At 72.9% G+C, this 19,749-nt stretch carries 23 protein-coding genes; 12 read left to right on the top strand and 11 right to left on the bottom strand.

Translation table 11 applies throughout. The annotated features are described in order from the left end of the window. From GA0070617_RS05285 to GA0070617_RS05275, 3 genes are all read right to left on the bottom strand, one after another. Nucleotides 1–687 carry a DUF6758 family protein gene (locus GA0070617_RS05285; RefSeq protein ID WP_342341782.1) on the bottom strand — a complete coding sequence of 229 codons (687 nt, stop codon included), beginning with the start codon at nucleotides 685–687 and terminating at the stop codon, nucleotides 1–3. A 91-nt stretch (nucleotides 688–778) separates the two neighbouring features. Then, complete coding sequence (locus GA0070617_RS05280; RefSeq protein ID WP_091445916.1) at nucleotides 779–1,402, bottom strand: TrmH family RNA methyltransferase; 624 nt, start codon at nucleotides 1,400–1,402, stop codon at nucleotides 779–781. A gap of 26 nt (nucleotides 1,403–1,428) precedes the next feature. Next, the gene (locus GA0070617_RS05275; RefSeq protein ID WP_091445918.1) at nucleotides 1,429–2,034 is read right to left on the bottom strand and encodes a hypothetical protein; all 606 of its coding nucleotides are present in this window, start codon (nucleotides 2,032–2,034) and stop codon (nucleotides 1,429–1,431) included. Between the two features lie 531 nt (nucleotides 2,035–2,565). Here GA0070617_RS05275 and trxA point away from each other — a divergent pair. The 4 genes from trxA to GA0070617_RS05255 all read left to right on the top strand — a co-directional run bounded on the left by trxA (nucleotide 2,566) and on the right by GA0070617_RS05255 (nucleotide 5,477). Next, nucleotides 2,566–2,928 carry a thioredoxin gene (gene trxA, locus GA0070617_RS05270; RefSeq protein WP_091434492.1) on the top strand — a complete coding sequence of 121 codons (363 nt, stop codon included), beginning with the start codon at nucleotides 2,566–2,568 and terminating at the stop codon, nucleotides 2,926–2,928. Nucleotides 2,929–3,097: 169 nt separating this feature from the next. Continuing rightward, complete coding sequence (locus tag GA0070617_RS05265; RefSeq protein WP_091434490.1) at nucleotides 3,098–3,538, top strand: hypothetical protein; 441 nt, start codon at nucleotides 3,098–3,100, stop codon at nucleotides 3,536–3,538. Next, on the top strand, nucleotides 3,520–4,542 hold the full coding sequence (locus GA0070617_RS05260; RefSeq protein WP_229688143.1) for an MFS transporter permease: 1,023 nt from the start codon (nucleotides 3,520–3,522) through the stop codon (nucleotides 4,540–4,542). The genes GA0070617_RS05265 and GA0070617_RS05260 overlap by 19 nt, the downstream gene beginning before the upstream one ends. A gap of 125 nt (nucleotides 4,543–4,667) precedes the next feature. Next, on the top strand, nucleotides 4,668–5,477 hold the full coding sequence (locus GA0070617_RS05255) for a cellulose binding domain-containing protein (RefSeq protein ID WP_091434487.1): 810 nt from the start codon (nucleotides 4,668–4,670) through the stop codon (nucleotides 5,475–5,477). Between the two features lie 35 nt (nucleotides 5,478–5,512). Here the strand turns inward: GA0070617_RS05255 and GA0070617_RS05250 are convergent, their stop codons facing one another. Beyond that, complete coding sequence (locus GA0070617_RS05250; RefSeq protein ID WP_091434485.1) at nucleotides 5,513–5,893, bottom strand: thiol-disulfide oxidoreductase DCC family protein; 381 nt, start codon at nucleotides 5,891–5,893, stop codon at nucleotides 5,513–5,515. A 91-nt stretch (nucleotides 5,894–5,984) separates the two neighbouring features. Here GA0070617_RS05250 and GA0070617_RS05245 point away from each other — a divergent pair, with 91 nt between their 5' ends. The 3 genes from GA0070617_RS05245 (at nucleotide 5,985) to GA0070617_RS05235 (ending at nucleotide 8,742) form a co-directional block, all read left to right on the top strand. Continuing rightward, a complete protein-coding gene (locus tag GA0070617_RS05245; RefSeq protein WP_091445914.1) occupies nucleotides 5,985–7,058 on the top strand; it encodes an Rv2578c family radical SAM protein in 1,074 nt (357 codons plus the stop codon). 490 nt (nucleotides 7,059–7,548) lie between these two features. Then, entirely contained in the window at nucleotides 7,549–7,956 is a 408-nt protein-coding gene (locus tag GA0070617_RS05240; protein WP_091434484.1) for a CoA-binding protein, read from the top strand. Nucleotides 7,957–8,205: 249 nt separating this feature from the next. Beyond that, nucleotides 8,206–8,742, top strand: a complete 537-nt coding sequence (locus GA0070617_RS05235; protein WP_091434483.1) for a DUF4190 domain-containing protein — start codon at nucleotides 8,206–8,208, stop codon at nucleotides 8,740–8,742. 24 nt (nucleotides 8,743–8,766) lie between these two features. Here the strand turns inward: GA0070617_RS05235 and GA0070617_RS05230 are convergent, their stop codons facing one another. After that, nucleotides 8,767–9,672, bottom strand: a complete 906-nt coding sequence (locus tag GA0070617_RS05230) for an SDR family NAD(P)-dependent oxidoreductase (protein WP_091434480.1) — start codon at nucleotides 9,670–9,672, stop codon at nucleotides 8,767–8,769. 120 nt (nucleotides 9,673–9,792) lie between these two features. Here GA0070617_RS05230 and GA0070617_RS05225 point away from each other — a divergent pair, with 120 nt between their 5' ends. Next, nucleotides 9,793–10,311: a DUF4190 domain-containing protein gene (locus tag GA0070617_RS05225; RefSeq protein ID WP_091434477.1), complete on the top strand. Its 519-nt coding sequence runs from the start codon at nucleotides 9,793–9,795 to the stop codon at nucleotides 10,309–10,311. A gap of 348 nt (nucleotides 10,312–10,659) precedes the next feature. Continuing rightward, nucleotides 10,660–11,490, top strand: a complete 831-nt coding sequence (locus GA0070617_RS05220) for an SDR family NAD(P)-dependent oxidoreductase (RefSeq protein ID WP_091434475.1) — start codon at nucleotides 10,660–10,662, stop codon at nucleotides 11,488–11,490. 42 nt (nucleotides 11,491–11,532) lie between these two features. Here the strand turns inward: GA0070617_RS05220 and GA0070617_RS05215 are convergent, their stop codons facing one another. The 4 genes from GA0070617_RS05215 to GA0070617_RS05200 form a co-directional block, all read right to left on the bottom strand. Continuing rightward, the gene (locus GA0070617_RS05215) at nucleotides 11,533–11,955 is read right to left on the bottom strand and encodes a VOC family protein (protein ID WP_091434473.1); all 423 of its coding nucleotides are present in this window, start codon (nucleotides 11,953–11,955) and stop codon (nucleotides 11,533–11,535) included. A 60-nt stretch (nucleotides 11,956–12,015) separates the two neighbouring features. Continuing rightward, nucleotides 12,016–12,972, bottom strand: coding sequence for a DMT family transporter (locus tag GA0070617_RS05210; protein WP_091434470.1), 957 nt, complete (start codon nucleotides 12,970–12,972; stop codon nucleotides 12,016–12,018). Between the two features lie 103 nt (nucleotides 12,973–13,075). After that, nucleotides 13,076–13,540, bottom strand: a complete 465-nt coding sequence (locus GA0070617_RS05205) for a hypothetical protein (RefSeq protein WP_229688183.1) — start codon at nucleotides 13,538–13,540, stop codon at nucleotides 13,076–13,078. A 170-nt stretch (nucleotides 13,541–13,710) separates the two neighbouring features. Then, complete coding sequence (locus GA0070617_RS05200) at nucleotides 13,711–14,580, bottom strand: PhzF family phenazine biosynthesis protein (protein ID WP_091434466.1); 870 nt, start codon at nucleotides 14,578–14,580, stop codon at nucleotides 13,711–13,713. Between the two features lie 33 nt (nucleotides 14,581–14,613). Between GA0070617_RS05200 and GA0070617_RS05195 the strand changes: the two genes are divergently transcribed. From GA0070617_RS05195 to GA0070617_RS05185, 3 genes are read left to right on the top strand one after another with little or no spacing between them, the layout of a single operon-like run. Further along, entirely contained in the window at nucleotides 14,614–15,891 is a 1,278-nt protein-coding gene (locus tag GA0070617_RS05195) for a magnesium transporter MgtE N-terminal domain-containing protein (RefSeq protein ID WP_091445912.1), read from the top strand. Then, on the top strand, nucleotides 15,884–16,462 hold the full coding sequence (locus GA0070617_RS05190) for a DUF1003 domain-containing protein (RefSeq protein ID WP_091434464.1): 579 nt from the start codon (nucleotides 15,884–15,886) through the stop codon (nucleotides 16,460–16,462). The genes GA0070617_RS05195 and GA0070617_RS05190 overlap by 8 nt, the downstream gene beginning before the upstream one ends. Before the next feature lie 28 nt (nucleotides 16,463–16,490). Continuing rightward, on the top strand, nucleotides 16,491–17,639 hold the full coding sequence (locus GA0070617_RS05185; protein WP_091434462.1) for an Mrp/NBP35 family ATP-binding protein: 1,149 nt from the start codon (nucleotides 16,491–16,493) through the stop codon (nucleotides 17,637–17,639). Between the two features lie 152 nt (nucleotides 17,640–17,791). Here the strand turns inward: GA0070617_RS05185 and GA0070617_RS05180 are convergent, their stop codons facing one another. Next, nucleotides 17,792–18,295 carry a twin-arginine translocase TatA/TatE family subunit gene (locus tag GA0070617_RS05180; protein WP_091434460.1) on the bottom strand — a complete coding sequence of 168 codons (504 nt, stop codon included), beginning with the start codon at nucleotides 18,293–18,295 and terminating at the stop codon, nucleotides 17,792–17,794. Between the two features lie 74 nt (nucleotides 18,296–18,369). Then, entirely contained in the window at nucleotides 18,370–19,701 is a 1,332-nt protein-coding gene (locus GA0070617_RS05175; protein ID WP_175440731.1) for a trypsin-like peptidase domain-containing protein, read from the bottom strand. Nucleotides 19,702–19,749 lie beyond the last annotated feature (48 nt).

The raw sequence follows: 19,749 nt of genomic DNA, 5'->3' as shown, positions 1-19,749 counted from the left end.
TCAAGCCCCGCCCCGCAGATAGGGAGATGGTGCGCCGTACACGATCTCGGGTGGAGTCCACTCGGTGAGATCGCAGAGCGCGATGTCCTCTGCGAGCAGATGACCCGCGCTCGCCGGCCAGGCTATCGCATGAAGCCACATTCCCCGAGCCTCACCGGCGTACGCGCTTCGGTCCGTGGCGGACTCCACGACCCACAGTGGAGTCGGGTGACCGGCCACTTTGATCTTCGCGGTGCTGTGGTGCTCGGGATGGCGGGGTCCGGGATCCGACAGTGCCTCGACCACCTGCGGACCCGGGTCGGGGCCGGACACCCCGGCCAACCCGGTGCCCAGGCCGGTGCCGGGCTCCTCGGCGACGAAGACCAGATCGGCCGGGCCACCGGTCAGCGGGGCGGGTCCGGCGCAGGCCACCGCGGTGGCCCGGATCCCGGCCCGGTCGTCACCGGCGTACGCGACACCGGTGATCGTCCAGCCGGGCGGCAACGGCCACGGGCACCAGAGCGGCACGCCGGGGCGCTGCGGCGGATCGACGTCGGCGCGCAGCCGGTCGACGACGCTGGCCACGATCTCGGCGCCGATGCGCTCCGGCACGTGCAACGGGGGGACTGGCCCGCACCTGGCGCAACGCGACTCGGCGTGCATCAGGTCAGGCGGCCGTACCGACCCGCCGCATCTGGGACAACTCACCGCGACACTCACATCTCCACCGTCGTCCCGTTGGGACGCGACGTCAAGTCAAGCGCGCGAATCGCCTCGATCCCGTTCGACCGACCAGCCGTCAGGCCGGCGGCGGACCGGCGTGCGCGCGGATCCAGGCGTGCATCGCGATACCGCTGGCCACCCCCGCGTTGATCGAGCGGGTCGAGCCGTACTGGGCGATGGAGAAGAGCGCGTCACAGCCGTCCCGGGCCGCCGCGGAGAGCCCCGGGCCCTCCTGACCGAAGAGCAGGACGCACCGGCGGGGCAGCACACTGCTCTCCAGTGGCCGACAGCCGGGCAGGTTGTCGATACCGACCACGGGCAGCCGCTGACCGGCCGCCCAACCGACGAATCCCTCGATCGTGTCGTGGTGCCGGACGTGCTGGTACCGGTCGGTCACCATGGCACCCCGCCGGTTCCACCGACGTCGACCGACGATGTGCACCTCGGCGGCGAGGAACGCGTTGGCGTTGCGGACCACCGTGCCGATGTTGAAGTCGTGCTGCCAGTTCTCGATGGCCACGTGGAAGTCGTGCCGGCGCCCGTCCAGGTCGGCCACCACGGCCTCCCGCCGCCAGTACCGGTACCTGTCGACGACGTTGCGCCGGTCGCCCTCGGCGAGCAGCTCGGGGTCGTAGCGGGGGTCCTGCGGCGGGTCGCCCGGCCAGGGGCCGACGCCGACTTCGAGCTGCTCACCGGTCACGGTCACAGAAGCGTACGCAGCCTGGCTCAGCGCAGTCGCAGAGCCCTGCCCAGCCGGTCCAGCAGGCGCAGGTCGGCAGGGTGCGGAAGGGGGCCGGGCCCGGACCCGCCGGCACCGGCCGGCGGCACCCGGCAGACCCGGGCCGCGACCGACTGCACCCACTGCCGGTACGCGGCCGAGTCGGCGGGATCAGCCCACCGGTCGAGCACCCGTACCGCCGCCCGGCAGGCGGCCAGCAGGTCGGCCTGGTCGGCCGGGTTGGCCTGGTCGGCCGGGTTGGCCTGGTCGGCCAGGTCGGTCGGGTCGGCCGGGTCGGTCGGGTCGGTCGGGTCGGCCGGGTCGGTCGGGTGCCCGACGCGGGCCGGGGACTCGTCGGGCCGGGCGTAGATGGTGGCGACCACGGCCCGTACCAGGTCACTGTCGAAGGCCCGGCCGGCGGCAACCGCATCCAGGCCGGCCAGCCCCGCGGCGACACCCCGACCGGCACGGCCCGGCCCTGGGCTCGCGGCGGCCACCACGACCTGCCCGGGCAGGGTGGTGAGCAGACCCCACTCGGTGCGGGAGTAGCCACCGGGAGGCGGGGCGACCCGGCTGCCCGTGGCGGGCGGCTCTCCGGCGACGGGGTGGCTCATGATGACCTCCGAGGCCAGCATAGGCGTCGGGGTGACCGGGGTGCGGCCGACCAGGCGGAGCGGCCGAGGAATTGTCACGTCAGGCCGGCGTTCCTACTGCGGACGCAATGAGCGGCGGGGCCCTCCCCGGCACCCGCCGCCCACGCTCTGATGGGGAAGATTCTGCCCCACCCGACCACCGAACCAACAGAGACCCGGGTCACATTTATCATTTCGTAACAATACTCTGAGTAGCTAAGATCCACCTCTCGGGCGATCTCCACTGCCCAGATAGTTGCTCGTCAGCATGCGAGTCGCCCCGTCGCGGCAGGTCGGGGGCGGTGTCGTGATGGAAACGCTCCCATCACGGCCGGTCACGCAAATGCGTCCTGCACTTGCAAACAGCCAAAGCCTCATTAACCGATGTGCATCGATGCCTTACGGTCGTTGGGCAGCCCGTCGGGGTTTCGCCCCCGCCGGGCCGGGAATTCCTACCGACCTGTCCGTCGTTCCACGGCACGTAGGCAATCCGCGGTGATCGGAGAGAGTGCAATGGCAACCGTTGAGCTGACCACGGCGAACTTCGACGAGGTGACCGGCCAGGACGGCGTCGTGCTTGTCGACTTCTGGGCCGAGTGGTGTGGACCGTGCAAGCGCTTCGCGCCGGTCTACGAGCGCTCCTCGGAGAAGCACCCGAACATCGTCTTCGGCAAGGTGGACACCGAGGCCCAGCAGGAGCTCGGCGCGAAGTTCGACATCCGCTCGATCCCCACGATCATGGCGATCCGGGACGGTGTCATCGTCTTCGCCCAGCCGGGTGCCCTGCCCGAGTCGGCCCTGGAGAACCTGATCGAGCAGGTCGAGGCGCTCGACATGGACGACGTACGCAAGCAGCTCGCCGAGCACAAGCACTGAGCGGACCAACCGCTGCGCTTCGGGCCGGACCCCACGACGGGGTCCGGCCCGAGCCGTCTCCGCCGCACGTCCCCGTGGCCACCCGAAGCACCACATCTGCTGGTCGAGTGGGACGAACCGACCGAACGGACGTACCCGACGGGGTGCATAACGCGTATGGTCTCCGCCGATGGAGACACTGACCAGCCGGGGCCGCGCGATCCGACTGGGCGCCACCGCGCTCGGCCTCGGCATCCTGTTGGCCGGCACCATCTGGGGCAGCGACGACCACTTCCCGTTCGGCCCGTTCCGGATGTACGCCACGTCCAACCCGCCGGACCGGCCGGCGCCGGACACCCGGGTCGAGGGCGTCGACCGCACCGGCGCCCTGGTCGACCTCGACCAGGACGCCACCGGGATCCGCCGGGCCGAGATCGAGGGCCAGCAGAGCCGGTACGTCGCCGAGCCCGCCCGCCTGCGCGAGGTGGCCGACGCGTACGCGCAACGGCACCCCGACGCGCCGGAGCTGGCCGAGGTCCGGATCGTGATCCGCTGGCACGGCATCGAGGCGGGTCGCCCGACCGGCCGGCACACCGACGAGACGGTCGTCCGTTGGCAGGCGAGCCAGTGATCCGCTGGTTGACCGAGCCGGTGCCGAAGGGCCGGGTGGCTGCCTTCCGTACCCTGGTCTATCTCTTCGTCGCCGCGGACCTGGTCTTCTTCACTCCCTGGGTGCGCGCCCGGGTCAGCGTGCCGGGGGACCTGTACCAGCCGCTGTTCGTCGGCCGGCTGTTGTCTCTGCCCACCCCGACGGCGGCCCTGGTGACCGTGCTCTTCTGGGCGCTGCTGGGATTGGCCCTGCTCGCCGCCACCGGGCGCCTGCCCCGGTTGCTCGGCTGGGCGGTCTGCCTGCTCTACCTGGAGTGGATGATCGTCGCGATGAGCTACGGCAAGGTCGACCACGACCGGTTCGGGCTGCTCGTCGCACTGGCCGTGCTGCCCACGGTGGGTCGCGCCCGGCACGGCGATCCGACCCGCACCGAGGCCGGCGGCTGGGCGCTGCGGGTCACCCAGATCGCCGTGGTCTGCACCTACTTCCTGGCCGCCTGGGCGAAACTACGCTTCGGCGGGTTGGACTGGCTGACCGGCTCGGTGCTGGCCCGGGCGATCATCCGGCGCGGAACCGAACTGGCCGACCTGGTCGCGCAGGTGCCGTACCTGTTGATCGTCGCCCAGTTCGGCATCGTCGCGTTCGAACTGCTCAGCCCGGTGGTCTTCGTGCTCCGGGAACGGTGGCGGCTGGCCATGGTCGGCTTCTTCTACTCGTTCCACGCGGTGACCATGGCCACGATCACCATCTCGTTCGCCCCGCACCTGGTGGCGATGGCGAGCTTCCTGCCGTTGGAACGGGTCCGCCCGCTGCACTGGCTGCGTCAGCGACCATGGTCGCGCGGCGTCGGTGGCGGTGGCGGTGACGTCGTCGGTGGTAGTGGTGCCGGCGGTGGTGGTGCCGGCGGTGGTGGTGGTGCCGGCGGTGGTGGTGCCGGCCGGCAACTGTCCGGAGTCGCCGACGGCCCGTCCGCCGGAGCCGACGCACGCGCGGTCCAACCGGCGTCGCCGCCACGCCACGACTAGCCCGGTCCGCCGGCACCGCCCGGTCCACCGCGCACAGCCCGGTCCACCGGCACCGGAGGCCGGTGCGCGACCGGAGGTCCTGTTGGTACCGTCCGGAGTACTCGACGTGATCCCTGGGGGAAGCCGTGCCGGCACCACCGCACCAGTCCCGACGGACCACGCCCGTCGTCCTTCTTCGCCGCCTCCTGGTCGCCCGGCCGGCGCTGCGGCGGCTGGCCGGCGGCCGGGGCGACGGTTCCCGCTCCACCTGGCTCGTCCTGACCGCAGCGGTCGGGGTGCTCGCCGCGACCGCGGTCTCGGTCGTCGTGTCGCTCTGGGGCCCCGGCCGGTCCTCGGCCGTCGATCCGCCCCCGGGCCCCGGCATCGCCGCCCCGTCGCAGGCCGGCACCGCCGCCGGGCAGAGCGTGACCGCCGCCGACCCGGACCCGTCGACCCGGTCCAGCCCGACACCGACACCACGGACGACCTCGCCCAGCTCCACCCCGTCGACCCGGCCCGACACCCCGCCCTCGGTACCGGCCGCGTCCATCGTCCCGTCCAGTACCGCGCCGTCCACCAGGCCCAAGGCCAAGACCACCTCGGCACCGGTGCCGCAGCCCTCGGTGATCCCGCTCGCCGCCACCTTCGCCCTGGACGGTGCCGGCGTGTTCAGCTACGGCGCCGCCGTCACGATCGACAACCCCGCGTCGACCGCGGTGACGGGCTGGAGCCTGGTCGTCACCCTGCCGCGGGACTCCCTCAACGTCACCTCGGTCACCGGGGCCCGCGCCACCCGCTCCGGGGCGACCTGGACCTTCGCCCCCGACGACAGCAACGGGCAGGTGCCGGGCAACCAGTCCGTCCGGGTGACGTTCCGGGTCAGCGGGACGTGGGGAAGCTCCGCGCCGACCGCCTGCACCATCGACGGCGTGGCCTGCGCCGGCCTGTCGAACTGACGCCCGACCCGCAGCGTCCCGGTGGGCCGGGTGGGTCAGTCCCGGGGCGCGGTGGGGACCGCGCAGGCGGCGGTGCCACCGGGCATCCGGTGCCGGTTGCGGGCCACCCAGCGGTAGAGCGGCCAAGCGGCGGCGCGCACCGGCGGGAGCCGCAGCACGGCACCGGCCAGCCGCCAGGGTGCGGAACTGCCGGCCAGCAGCCGGGCGATGGCGTCCGGGCCGGCGGCACGGGAGCCGTCCGCACCGGCCCACTGCACCGCCTCCGCGCACTCGTCGGCGGTCAACCGCAGCGCCGCCAGGTCGGCGAACTGCCAGGGCACCACCTGGGCACCGGTGGGAATCCGTCGCTCGACGAACTGCGCGCACCGGGTGCAGAACGCGCAGTCGCCGTCGTAGACGAAGGTGGACGTGACCATGCCTCCATCCTGCACCCGGGCGGCGCAACGTCATCGGGCAGGTGAGCGGACCCACTTGCGCCACCGTCGTACACGTGTTCGAATTGTGGCCATGCGCTGGGACAACCTCTCCGCCGCACCGGACGAGGAAGGCCTCGCCCGGCCCACGGGCGGCCCCCCGCCGGCACCACATCGACCGTCGGCACCGCCGCTGCCGCTGGCCATGCCCGACGCGGTCGTGCGCACCTTCGACACCCCCGGCTTCGCCGGAATGACCTTCTACGAGGTACGCGCGAAGTCGATCATCAACCGGGTGCCCGGCACCTCCCGGGTGCCCTTCGAACAGACCATCAACCCGTACCGGGGCTGTGGTCACGCCTGTGTCTACTGCTTCGCCCGCAACACCCACACCTACCTGGACCTGGACGCCGGCCCGGACTTCGACCGCAAGGTGATCGTCAAGGTCAACGCGGGTGAGCTGGTCCGGCGGGAGCTGGCCGCCCCGAAGTGGCGGGGTGCGCACATCGCGATGGGCACCAACGTGGACTGCTACCAGCGGGCCGAGGGCCGGTACGCGCTCATGCCGCCGATCATCGAGGCGCTCCGGGACTTCGCCAACCCGTTCTCGATTCTCACCAAGGGCACGTTGCTCCTGCGGGACCTACCCTTGCTGCGTCAGGCCGCCGAGGTGACCCGGATCGGCGTGTCGTACTCGGTGGGATTCGTCGACGAGACGCTGTGGCGGTCGGTGGAGCCCGGCACGCCCAGCCCCCGCCGTCGGCTGGACGCCGTCCGGACGCTCACCGATGCCGGGTTCGCCGTCGGGGTGCTGATGGCACCGATCCTGCCCGGATTGAGCGACGACGAAGAGTCGATCGAGGCCACTGTCGCGGCCATCGCCGCCGCCGGGGCAGCCAGCGTTACGCCGCTGGCCCTGCACCTGCGCCCCGGCGCCCGCGAGTGGTACGCACACTGGCTGGCCCGGGAGCACCCGCACCTGGTGCCCCACTACCGGGAGCTGTACCGGGCGGGGGCCTACGCGCCGCAGGCGTACCAGCGGGAGCTGACCGCCCGGGTGCGCATCGCCGCCCGGCGGCACGGCCTGCCCCGGTCCTCCGCTGTCGACGACCGACGTGGGTCGCCGATCCCCGCCCGGCCACCTGCCGAACAGCTCACCCTCCTCTGAGTTGGGCCGGCCGGAGGTGCGCTGCCGCCGAACCAGCGAACGGCGGGCTGAGCCCGGCGGATGGGCTGGGCTGGGCCCGCGGGATGGGCTGCGGGTTGAGCCCCACGTGGTGGGCTGGGCCCCGCGTGATGGGCTGGGCCCCGCGTGATGGGCTGGGCCCCGCGTGATGGGCTGGGCCCCGCGTGATGGGCTGGGCCCCGCGTGATGGGCTGCGCCCCGCGTGATGGGCTGCGCCCCGCGTGATGGGCTGCGCCCCGCGTGATGGGCTGCGCCCCGCGTGATGGGCTGCGCCCGCGTGATGGCTGCGCCCGCGTGATGGGCTGAGCCCGGCGTGGTGGGCCCCGGGCTGGGACCGGCGGATGGGCTGGGACCGGCGATGGGCCGGGACCGGCGGGGTCGAGGTATCCGGCACTCGGCGGGGTCGAGGTATGCCGGCACTCGGCGGGTTGAGCAAGCGGACGGCGGAGTAGGCCGGCGGTACAGTCGCGGGATGCGTACCGCTCAGCAGATCCTCGCCGACGCCGCTGTGATCGCCGTGGTGGGCGCCTCCCGGGATCCCGGCAAGGCCGCACACCGGGTGCCGGCGGAAATGCAGCGGTACGGCTGGCGGATCATCCCGGTCAACCCCTCGGTCGACGAGTTGTTCGGTGAGCAGGCGTACGCGTCGCTGGCCGACATCCCGTACCCGGTCGACCTGGTCAACGTGTTCCGACCGGCCACCGACGCCGTCGAGGTGGTCCGGGCGGCGGTGGCGATCGGCACCCCGGCGGTCTGGTTGCAACTCGGGATCGTGTCGCCGCCGGCCCGGCAGATCGCCGAGGAGGCCGGCATCGACTACGTCGAGGACCGCTGCCTCATCGTCGAACGCGCCGCCGGCGGGTTGACCCGCCTCGGCTGACCGCTGACCGCTGACCGCCGATCCGCCCGTAATGGCGGTGTCACTGATGATCGACTCGGTTGGGCTGTAATGGCGGTGTCGTGGGCCGGTTGACACCGCCATTACAGCTCAACCGAGTCGATCAACGAGCGGGGTGCGTTAAGCAGGGGCCCTTCCTACACCGAAAGCGATAAGAAGGGGCCCTTCCTTACCGGGCTGGCGGTAACGTCCGCGGGGGGAGGTCACTACGCGTCGAGGAGGGCGAGAGGCGTGAGCCAACCACCGTCGTCCGATCAGCCCGACCCGTGGCACCCGGCCTCGGACCAGCCACCATCGCCGTACGAGCAGCCTGCGTCGTCGTACGAGCAGCCACCATCGCCGTACGAGCAGCCTGGTCGCCCCGGCGGCGAGCCGCCGTCGCAGTGGGCCGAGCCGGGCCGGGCTGGCGCCGGGTCGGGGCCGCAGTGGGGCGGGCCGCAGCAGTGGGGGCAGCAGCAGTCGGCCTACCCGCCGCAGGCGCCGTACGGCCAGTACGGACCGCCCCCGGGAGCGGGGGCGAACAGGGGCACGAACGTGCCCGCCATCCTGTCGTTGGTCTTCGCCTTCGTGTTCGCTCCGGCCGGGATCGTCCTCGGTCACGTGGCCAAGCGACAAATCCGGCGAACCGGTGAGGACGGCGAGCAGTTGGCCAGCTGGGGGCTGATCCTCAGCTACGTCTTCACCGCGCTGTACGTGCTCGGGTGCGTCGGCTGGATCGCCCTGGTGATCTGGGCAGGCACCGACAGCGGCACCGGCTCGTACCGCTGAGGTGCCCGACCGGCGACGACGGTCTCAGCGGAACTGCGCCTCGCGGACGCTGTTGCCGCCGTCGACCACCAGCATCTGGCCGGTGATGTACGACGCCGCCGGTGAACAGAGGAAGGTGATCGCCGCGGCCACCTCGTCCGGCATGCCCGGCCGGCCGACCGGGGTGCCGAGCCCCTGCTTGATCTCGGCCATGGTGGAGGCGGCGGTGTGGATCGTCCCCGGGGCGACCGCGTTGACGGTGACTCCGTCGGCGATCATCTCCATCGCCAGCGCCCGGGTCAGCCCGACCACCCCCGCCTTGGCCGCCGCGTACGCCGACTCGGTGGGCAACGCGTTGACCGGACCGGCGGTGGCCGCCAGGTTGACGATCCGCCCCCAACCACGCTCGGCCATCCCGTTGATGAACGCGCGGCTGCAGAGGAACGCGGTGTTCAGGTTCCGGTCGATCTCGCCGCGCCACTCGTCGTAACTGAGCTGGGCGACCGGACGCAGCACCTCCGGACTGGCCCGACTGGCCAGGCCGGCGTTGTTGACCAGCACCTCCACGTCGCCGAGCTGTTCGGTCACCGCGTCGGCGAGCGCACCCACCTCCGACTCGTCGGTCAGGTCGGCGACGAAACCGGTCACCCCGAGTTCGCCGGCCCGTTCGTGGATCCGCCGGGTGGTGGAGACGATGGCGACCCGGGCGCCGAGGTCGGCCAGGCGGCGGGCGGTGGCGTACCCGATGCCGTCCGGGCTGCCCGCCCCGGTGACCAGGGCGACCTTCCCGTCGAGCCGTAGGGTAACCGGCTCCGGCAGCGCCACCGGTTCGTCGTGCCCCGGGGTGCCGGTCGGGGTCCCGCCCCGGGTGCGCCGGGCGAACCCGGGGCGGCTCGCGTCCCGTCTCGGTCGACTGCCGGAACGATCCGCAGCTCGCGCGTCAAATGCCATGCCGCGATCCTGCCCGGTCGGCGCGGCGCGGGCAACGCGGCACCCGGTGGTGGCGGACTCCGGGTTCTGGGTGGCGCTGGCTACCCTGACGGCGCACCCCGGACCTGACGGAGAGAGCTGATGACGAACCCCCCACCCCCGGGCAACTGGCCCGACCCGACCGGGTCGCCACCGGAGCCGGCACCCCAGTCCACGCCACCGGTCGATCCGACCCTGCCCGCCAGCGGCCAGCCCTTCATCGACCAGTCGGTCAACGCGGACCCCTACGCGCCGAACCAGGCGATCGGCAAGGACCCGTACGCGCCGATGCCGTACGGCGGCCCGCAGCCGTACCCGACTCCGTACCCGGCCGGGCCTGGCTACGGCTACCCGCCGGCACCCCGGACCAACGGTATGGCGCTCGCGGCGATGATCCTCTCCCTGGTCGGCGTGATGACCTGCATCACCGCACCGGTCGGCGCGATCCTCGGTCACGTCAGCCTGAGTCAGATCCGGCAGACCGGTGAGGGCGGCGAGAGCATGGCGAAGGCCGCCATCATCGTCGGCTGGATCCTCACCGGGCTGGTGATCCTGGGGGTCATCGCCTACATCGCGATCATCGCCTTCGCGGTCATCTCGACGACCAGCACCGCACCCTGAGCACAGCGGTTCACGCCGCCCGGGCCGGGTGCCCCACCCCGGCCCGGCGGGCGGCCCGAACCAACCGGCGGCCCGAACCAACCGGCGGCCCGAACCAACCGGCGGCCCGAACCAACCGGCGGCCCGAACCAACGGGCGGTTCAGGCCGGCGGGCAGTTCAAACCGGCGGGGTGAAGGACGAGGTGCGGCTCATCCCGGCGGCGCGGCCCTTGGCGGCGACCCCACCCGGCCCAACACACATGCTCGGGCCTGGCAGCCCTCCCACGCGGACCTTCACCCCCGACCCGAAGGGCGGAGCACTGGCCCGCAACCCGGTAGCCTCGCGCCATGACCGGGGTGAACGGACCTGTGGAAGATCTCACTGGACGCCGAATCGTGGTGGTGACCGGGGCCAGCTCCGGCATCGGACTGGCCGCCGCAGTCGCCCTGGCCAGGCGAGGTGACCAGGTGGCGATGGTCGGGCGGGACCCGGCCCGGTTACGCTCCGCCGGGGAGCAGGTCCGGGAGGCAGCCGGGATTCGACCGGAGCTGTTCCGGGCCGACTTCGCCGTCCTCGACGACGTACGCGGTCTCGCGCAGCGGCTGCGGGAGGCGTACCAACGGATCGACGTGCTGGCCAACAACGCCGGGGCCATCGTGCTGCAGCCGGTGCGCACCGTCGACGGTTTCGAGCTTTCCATCCAGGCCAACCACCTGGCTCCGTTCCTGCTCAGCAACCTGCTGGCCGACCGGATCGGACGGCTGGTGGTCACCGCCTCCGGGGCACACCGCAGCGGCACCCTGGACCCCGACGACCTCAACGCCGCGCTGCGCCGGTACCGGCCGATGCGCGCGTACGGCACCAGCAAGCAGGCGAACATCCTCTTCGCCGCCGAGGCGGCCCGACGGTGGCCGGACGTGCCGGCGTACTCCTTTCATCCGGGGGTGGTGCGGACCCGGTTCGGGTCGGACAGCCCGCTGGTCGCCCTCGGCATGCGGATCATGCCGTTCCGCAGCCCGGAGCGGGGGGCGGAGACCCTAATCTGGCTGGCCACCCAGGATCCGTCCCGGTTGACCAACGGCGGCTACCACTACAACCGGCGCCGGCACCGGGCCTTCGGCAAGGCGACCGACCCGGCACTGGCTGCCCGGCTCTGGACGGCCAGCGCCCGGGCCGTCGGGCTCACCCCTGGCGACTGATCACCGCCGGCTGTCGTACGACCGGGACCGTGGCCTGAACCCTCAGACCACGCAGAACTCGTTGCCCTCCGGATCGGCGAGGGTCACCCAGGAGTGTGGACCCTGCTGCCCCCGGTGCAGGAAGGTCGCGCCCCGCCCGGTCAACCGGGCCACCTCGGCCTCCGTCCCGTCCGGGCCCACCCGCACGTCGAGGTGCATCCGGTTCTTCACCGACTTGGGCTCGGGAACCTGCTGGAAGAGCACCCGGAGCCCGGACTCCGGATGGCGGATCGCCGCGCCGACCCGCCAGACCAGCACGCCATTGTGGGTGGTGGTGTCTTCCTCCGTGGCCCAACCCTGGTCGATCATCCGCCGGATGAACGCCTCGTCCGAGGGCTCCACCTGCCAGCCGAGCGTCTCGGCCCACCAGTCGGCGAGCGGATGCGGCTCCGCCGCGTCCAGCACCACCTGGAAGTCATATGCCATCTCCGGAAGGTAACCGCAGCCCCCGACAGAATCACCCGGCCGCGCCGGCCCGTCTCGCCCTCAGTCCCCGAGCGGGGCGGGGTCGGCCGGTACCGGCACCGGCTTGACCCCCCGGCCGGCCCGCGCACCACCGACCACCACCACCGCGACGCCGGCCAGCAGCAGCGCCAGTCCGGGCAGGGCGAGCGGCTGGGGCAGCTGGTCCAGCCAGACCCAGGCGATCAAAGCCGCTCCCGGCACCTCCAGCAGGATCAGCACACTGATCGTGGTCGCGGAGACCCGCCGGAGCGCGTAGTTGAACATCGAGTGCCCGAGCAGTTGGGCCCCGACCACCAGCGCGAGGATCGCGGCCCAGGTAGCGGCGTCGAAGCCGGTCAGCGGCACCCGACCGACCAGGCAGACGACCAGCAGGATCACCGCACACACGCCGTAGCAGATGGTGGTGTAGGTGGCGGTGCTGATGCTGACCCGGGCCCGTTCGCCGAGCGCGGTGTAGACCGCCGCGAACAGGCCACCGGCCACCGCCAGCAGGTCACCGGCGAACGCCCGGCCGGAGACGGCGAAGTCGGCACCGGAGACGAGCACCGCGCCGGCCACGGCCAGCCCGATGCCGGCCCAGACCAGCGCGGGCAGCCGCCGGCCCTGGGCCCGGGCGATCACTCCCTGCCACACCGGCTGGGTGGCGACCATCGCGGTGGCGGTGGCCACCGAGGTGAGCTGCACGCTCGGCATCCAGGTGGCGAAGTGGGCGGCCAGCGCCACCCCGGAGAGTACGCAGTACCAGCCCTCCCGGCGGCCGGCCTGGCTGACCAGGGTACGGAACTCGGAGCGACGCCGGGCCAACGAGAACGGGCCCAGCACGGCCAGCGAGAGCAGGTTCCGCCAGAACGCCACGGCCAGCGCCGAGGCGGCGGCGAACGCGACCAGCGCACCCGACGAGGAGACCGCGACGATGGCGAGGACGAGGGCTCCGGTGGTGACCGGATCCAGCGGTGGGCGGTGCTGAGGGTGGGGCACGGAGAGCAATCCTCACACGCCACCGGCGGTGACCGTCCAGCTACCGGCCTTCCCCCGTACCGGCGGGTCAGCTGCCTGGCAGCCCGCGGCGGTGCCGCTACGGTCAGCGGCGGCGGACCCGGTGTAGGCGGAACGGCCGGCGGGTGGCCCGCAGCACCGGGGCGGGCCGGGGCGGTTCGGCCAGCGATCCGGCCGGCAGCCCGTCGCCGCTGACCGGCTCGCCGGCCGGTACCAGCCGGACCAGCGCGCATCCCTCGTCCGCCCACCGACGGACCAGGTCGGCGGCGGCGCCGGGGGCGTTCAACCGCTTCGCGGCCACCAGCGGGGCGGCGTTCTCCCAGGCCTCGGTGTCCGGGTGCACCCGCTGCACCCGGGCCGGCCAGGTCACGATCCGTCCGCCGTGGTCACCGCGGAGGGTGACCTGGGCCTGCTCCGCCTCGGCCAGCCCGGGGGCGGACTGCTCCCCCGGGCCGCTGACCACGAAGAGCGCGGCCTCCAGGGGTACGCACCAGAGCGCGCGGGCCGGCCCGTCGGCCACACTGACCCAGGCCATGGCGGCCTTCTTCATCGCCTCGTCGACAAGCGGGGTCGTGGTGCGCCCGTCCACCTCGTCAGTCACCCGTCCATCCTGCCCCACCGGGCTGGTGTGGCGGCACCCCACGCTCAACACCCCCTGGCACCGGTGAGAGGGGTGCCCCGCTCTACCGGAAGCGTTAACAGGGGGCCCTTCCTTACACCTCAGCCGAGGAAGGGGGGGATGGTGATCTCGCCTCGGGCGATCGGGACCACCTGGCCGGTGACGGTGGCCCCGAGGGCGGTGCCGCCGGCGGCGGTGACCGTACAGGCCAGCAGGGAGGGCCGGCTCATCTCGACGCCCTGCCGGATCGTGTACTCCGAGCGGCCGTCGCCGGGCAACAGGCCGCTGGCCACCAACCAGACGCCGAGGCCGAGGGCGGCCGAGCCGGTCGCCGGGTCCTCCGGTACGCCGATGCCCGGCACGAAGACCCGGGCGTGCGCGGTTTGCGTGTCGGCGTTCCAGGAGAAGACGCTGACGTGCTCCACGCCGTACCGTTGCGCCGCCGCCGCGTTCACCCGCGCCCGGGCCACCGCCTCCGGGTGGACCGGGAGATACGGGAACTCCAGCCCGCACCCGGCCACCCGGGGTGCCGGGCCGACGTGGTCGTCGGGGTCGAGCCCGGCCATCTCCAGCAGCTGCTCCGCGTCCAGCTCGGGACCGAGCGTGGGGGTGCCCCCGGTCAGGGTGGCGGCGGTCCCGGTCACCTCGACCGGCAACACCCCGGCGCCGCACTCCTGGGTGACCTGCCCCGCCCCGAAGAGCCCCCGACGGCTGGCGGTGACCGCCGCGCCGACGCTCGGGTGTCCGGCGAAGGGCAGCTCCACCGTAGGCGTGAAGATGCGCGCCCGGTAGGTGACGCCCGCCTGGGTGGCGGGCAGCACGAACACCGTCTCGGAGAGGTTGAACTCCAGCGCGAGGGCCTGCATCTGTGCCGTGCCGAGCCCTTCGGCACCGAACACCACGGCCAGGGGGTTGCCGGCGAAGGGCCGGTCGGTGAAGACGTCCACGATCTCGTAGGCCAGGGTCGACATGCTGTCAAACACTAGGCGCTTAGGCTGGTGCCCGTGAGTACGCCGAACCGGGTCTATCTGGCGCGGCTCGCCGGAGTGGCCGTTTTCGATCCCAACGGTGACCAGGTGGGCCGGGTCCGTGACGCGGTGGCCCGGCTGCGCCCCGCCGAGGCGTCGCCGGAGGTGGTCGGTCTGGTCGCCGAGATGCCGATGCGGCGACGGATCTTCCTCTCCCTCAACCGGATCACCTCGATCGACGTCGACGCGGTCGTCCTCGGCAGCGGCACCCTCAACCTGCGCCGCTTCGAGAAACGCCCGAACGAGCTGCTCGTCCTGCAGGAGCTGCTGGACCGGCGGGTGCAGCTCGACCCCGGCGGGCAGGCCGGCACCGTGGTCGACGTGGCGATGGAGCACCACCGCAGCGACGAGTGGTTCCTGACCCGGGTCGCCGTACGCGAGCAGACCGGCCGGCTCAGTCGCCGTGGGCACCTGCACCAGGTCGAGTGGGAGAAGGTCCGGGGCCTGACCGGCATCGCCGACGCCCGGGGGACGGCCAACCTGCTCGCGGTGCTGGCGGACATGCGCCCGGCGGACCTGGCCAACGCCCTGCAGGACCTCCCCGACGGCCGCCGCAACGAGGTGGCCGCCGCGCTGGACGACGAACGCCTCGCCGACGTGCTCAGCGAGCTGCCGGAGCGTGACCAGGTGGAGATCCTCGCCGCCCTGGACCGGGAACGGGCCGCCGACGTCCTGGAGGAGATGGACCCGGACGACGCCGCCGACCTGCTCAACGAGCTGCCCCCGCCGGAGCAGGACGTGCTGCTCGACCTGATGCGCCCGGGTGAGGCCGACCCGGTGCGGCAACTGCTCAAGTACACCCCCGGTACGGCCGGCAGCGTGATGACCTCGGAGCCGGTGGTGCTGCCCCCGGACGCCACGGTGGCCGAGGCGCTGGCCCGGATCCGGGAGCCGCAGCTCTCCCCCGCCGTGGCCGCGCAGGTCTTCGTGACCCGCCCGCCACTGGCCACCCCGACCGGGCGGTACCTGGGCATGGTGCACTTCCAGGCGTTGCTGCGGGAGCCGCCGGCGGACCTGCTGGGCGGGGTGGTGGTCAACGACATCGATCCGCTGCGTCCCGCCACCGGCCTGCCGGAGATCATCCGCCGGATGGCCACCTACGACCTGGTGGCCATGCCGGTGATCGACCAGAACAACCGGCTGGTGGGTGCGGTGACCGTCGACGACGTACTGGACCACTCGCTGCCCAGGGACTGGCGGGACCGGGACGCCCCGGCCACCACCGGCCCGGTGCTGGACGGCACCCATGGCTGAGCAACGCCGGGTGGGGCGGCTCGACCAGCCGCGCGAGCCCCGGGGCGTCAAGCTGCCCAGGTTCGACCCGGAGGCCTTCGGCCGCTGGTCGGAGGGGATCGCCCGGGGCATGGGCACGGCGAACTTCATCGTCTACATGACGGTGGTGATCGCCGTCTGGTTCCTCTGGAACACGCTGGCGCCTGCGGACCTGCGCTTCGACCCGTACACGTTCACCTTCCTGACCCTGGTGCTCTCCCTGCAGGCCTCGTACGCCGCGCCGTTGATCCTGTTGGCGCAGAACCGGCAGACCGACCGGGACCGGGTGGCGCTGGAGGAGGACCGGCGGCGGGCGACCATGCAGAAGGCCGACACCGAGTACCTCGCCCGGGAGGTCGCCGCGCTGCGGATCGCCCTGGGTGAGGTGGCCACCCGGGACTTCCTCCGTTCGGAGCTGGCCCGGCTGGCCGAGGAGTTGGACGAGGCCAACCAGCGCCGCCAGCGACTGGAGCGCCGGCAGCCGACCCGGGTCCCCCACCGCCCGGCCCAGGATCCCCTCGCAGAGCCCCAGGACGACCTGGACACCGACTGACCACCGCCGGCGACGTAGCATTGCCGGCATGTCAGCACCCGTCAGCACCGTCGCGGACGCCATCCAGGCCGCCCTGGCCACCGTCGACGATCCGGAGATCCGCCGGCCCATCACCGACCTCGGCATGGTCCGCTCCGCCGAGCTCGGCGAGGACGGTGTGGTCCGGGTCGAACTGCTGCTCACCGTGGCTGGTTGCCCGTTGAAGGACAAACTGCGCAACGACATCACCGCGGCCCTGGCCGCGGTGCCCGGCGTGGCCGGGGTCCAGATCGAGTTCGGGGTGATGAGCCCGGAGCAGCGTCAGGGCCTGCAGGCGAAGCTGCGCGGCGGCGGCGCCACCGAGGAGCCGGTCATCCCGTTCGCCCAGCCCGGCTCCCGGACCCGGGTGTACGCGGTCGCCAGCGGCAAGGGCGGCGTCGGCAAGTCCAGCGTGACGGTCAACCTGGCCGCCGCCCTGGCCGCCCGGGGGCTCTCCGTGGGCGTGGTCGACGCCGACATCTACGGGCACTCGGTGCCCCGGATGCTCGGCGCGGACGGTCGCCCGACCCGCGTCGAAGACATGATCATGCCGCCGCAGTCGCACGGCGTGAAGGTGATCTCGATCGGCATGTTCACCTCCGGCAACGCCGCCGTGGTGTGGCGCGGCCCGATGCTGCACCGGGCGTTGCAGCAGTTCCTCGCCGACGTCTACTGGGGCGACCTGGACGTGCTCCTGCTCGACCTGCCGCCGGGCACCGGCGACGTGGCGATCTCGCTCGCGCAGCTCCTGCCGAACTCGGAGATCCTGCTGGTCACCACCCCGCAGACGGCCGCCGCCGAGGTGGCCGAACGGGCCGGTGCGATCGCCCTGCAGACCCACCAGCGGGTGGTCGGTGTGATCGAGAACATGTCCTGGCTGGAGTTGCCGGACGGCTCCCGGATGGAGATCTTCGGCAGCGGTGGCGGCCAGACCGTGGCCGAGTCGTTGAGCCGGACCATCGGGGCGCAGGTGCCGCTGCTGGGCCAGGTGCCGCTCGACACCCGGGTCCGGGAAGCCGGCGACGCGGGCAACCCGATCGTGCTGGCCGCGCCGGAGTCCCCGGCGGCCCGTGCCCTCGGCGAGGTCGCCGACCGGCTCGCCGTCCGGCGTGAGTCGCTGCTCGGCAAGCCGCTCGGCCTCAAGCCGGCCGGCCGCTGACCGACGACGCACCCGCCGCCTCCAGCGCTGAGAAGGGGCTCCCTCTCGACACATCCGGTCGAGAGGGAGCCCCTTCTTACCTGCCTGGCTGGGTTACCCGCCGGCGCGGGCGCCCGGCGAGGACCGCCGGGCGCCGGTCGCGTCCAGGGTGCTCAGGTGACGTCGTCGTAGCGGGGGGTCCGAGGTGCCGGGGCCGGGGCGGGCGCGGTGGTGGTCGACGCGGCGACGGCACCAGAGGCAGCGGCACCCGAGGCAGCGGCGGCACCAGAGGCGGCAGCGGCAGCACCCGAGGCGGCGGCTGCCTTGCCACCCGAGCGCGGGTCGACGCTGGCGGCCACCTCCTTCAGCTCGTTGTGCACGCCGGTGACGTCCGCCCGCAGGTTGTCGTAGACGCCCTGCAACGGCTTCCGGATCGCCTGCTCGTCCTCCTCGCTGAGCAGGTGCTTGCGGATGAACGCCTTCGGGTGCAGATCCTCCAGCTGGATGTCGGTGCCCAACTCCTTGCTCAGGTCGGTGGTGGCGTTGCGGGCCATGTCACGCAGGTTGCGCACCATCCGCAGGCCGTCGCTGATCACCGCCGGCAGCCGGTCACCGAAGATCAGCAGCGCCAGCAGCAGCAGCGCACCGATCTCCCACCAGTTCAGGTTGTCGAACACTGCTCGGCCTCCTCCTCGGCGTCAGGACCAGCCTACGCACGTGACAGGCAGGTCGGGGAGGGGGTGAACGGTGCTCACTTCACATCCGCCGCAAGGGTGACCGAGGCGTTCTGCTGGTTGGCGCCCCGCCGGTACTCCACCGTCACCACCGAGCCGGGGGCGAACTTGCGGACCAGGGCGATCAGATCCGTCGGCTCGGTCATCGGCCGTCCGGCGAGCCTCAGGATCACGTCGCCCGAACGCAGCCCCGCACCGGCCGCCGGGCCGGACGGCTCCACCGCCGCCAGGCGTACGCCCTCGTCGTTGGTCTGTCCCGGGCCACCGACCTGGGCGCCGATCACCGTACGGCGGGCCTTGCCGGTGCCGATGATGTCCTGGGTGACCCGCTTCGCCTGGTTGATCGGGATGGCGAAGGCCAGACCGATGTTGCCCGCCTCCTGCCCCTCGGCGACCAGGGACTTGATCGTCGAGTTCACCCCGATGACCCGGCCCGCACCGTCGACCAGCGGGCCGCCGGAGTTGCCGTGGTTGACCGCGGCGTCGGTCTGGATCGCCGCGTAGTACCGCACCGGGCCACCCGGCTCACCGGCCTGCATCGTCCGGTCCAGGGCGCTGATGATGCCGGCGGTGACCGTGTTGGCCAGGGAGAGCGGCGAGCCCATGGCGAGCACCGGGTCACCGACGGCGAGCGCGTCGGAGTCGCCGAACTCCACCGGCCGCAGGCCGGTACGCGACACCTTGATCACCGCGATGTCCGACTCCGGGTCCTGCCCGACCAGGGTGGCCTGGGCCGACGTGCCGTCGTGGAAGATCACCGAGGCCCGGCCGGTGCCGCCGGCCACCACGTGGTCGTTGGTGATCACGTGGCCGTCGGCGCTGACGATGAAACCGGAGCCCTCGCTCGTCCCGCCGAGGCCGTTCACCCGGACGGTGACCACGCTGGGCAGGACCCGTTCGGCGACCCCGGCCAGCGACTCCGGCCGGCGCTGGGCCAGCGCGGGCGGCTCGGCGGAACCGGCACCGAGCACCGTGCCGGCACCGGCACCGCCGCGGACCGCGAAGGCGTACCCGAGGGCACCGCCCAGGGTGCCCGCGAGCAGCGCGGTGATCAGCGGGATCAGCAGCAGCTGACGCAGCGTGGGGCGGCCCGGGGCGTCCGGATCGGTCACCGGCTCCGGCTCGGCCCCGGTGTCGCCCGGGGTCCGCACCACCACGGCGGTCGGTGCGGCCGGATCCCGCCACGGATCGGCGAGGGCGTCGGACCACCAGGGCGACGGCGTACCGCCCGGCGACGGTGCCATCGGCGGCCCTGCCGGCGAGACCCGGGCGTCCGGCTGTCGCGCCGGTGCCGGAGTTCCCCCGGGCTGGCGCCAGTCCCAGCCGTCGGTCACGTTGGTGCCTCCCAGTCCGTCCCCGGTCCCCCGCCCTGCGTCCCGCCACGGGCCGGTCCGGTC

The organism is Micromonospora yangpuensis (genome assembly GCF_900091615.1).
GTDB classification, from domain to species: Bacteria; Actinomycetota; Actinomycetes; order Mycobacteriales; family Micromonosporaceae; genus Micromonospora; species Micromonospora yangpuensis.
Note: the sequence above shows the minus strand (reverse complement) of the source record. Positions and strands in the feature narration are given on the sequence as shown.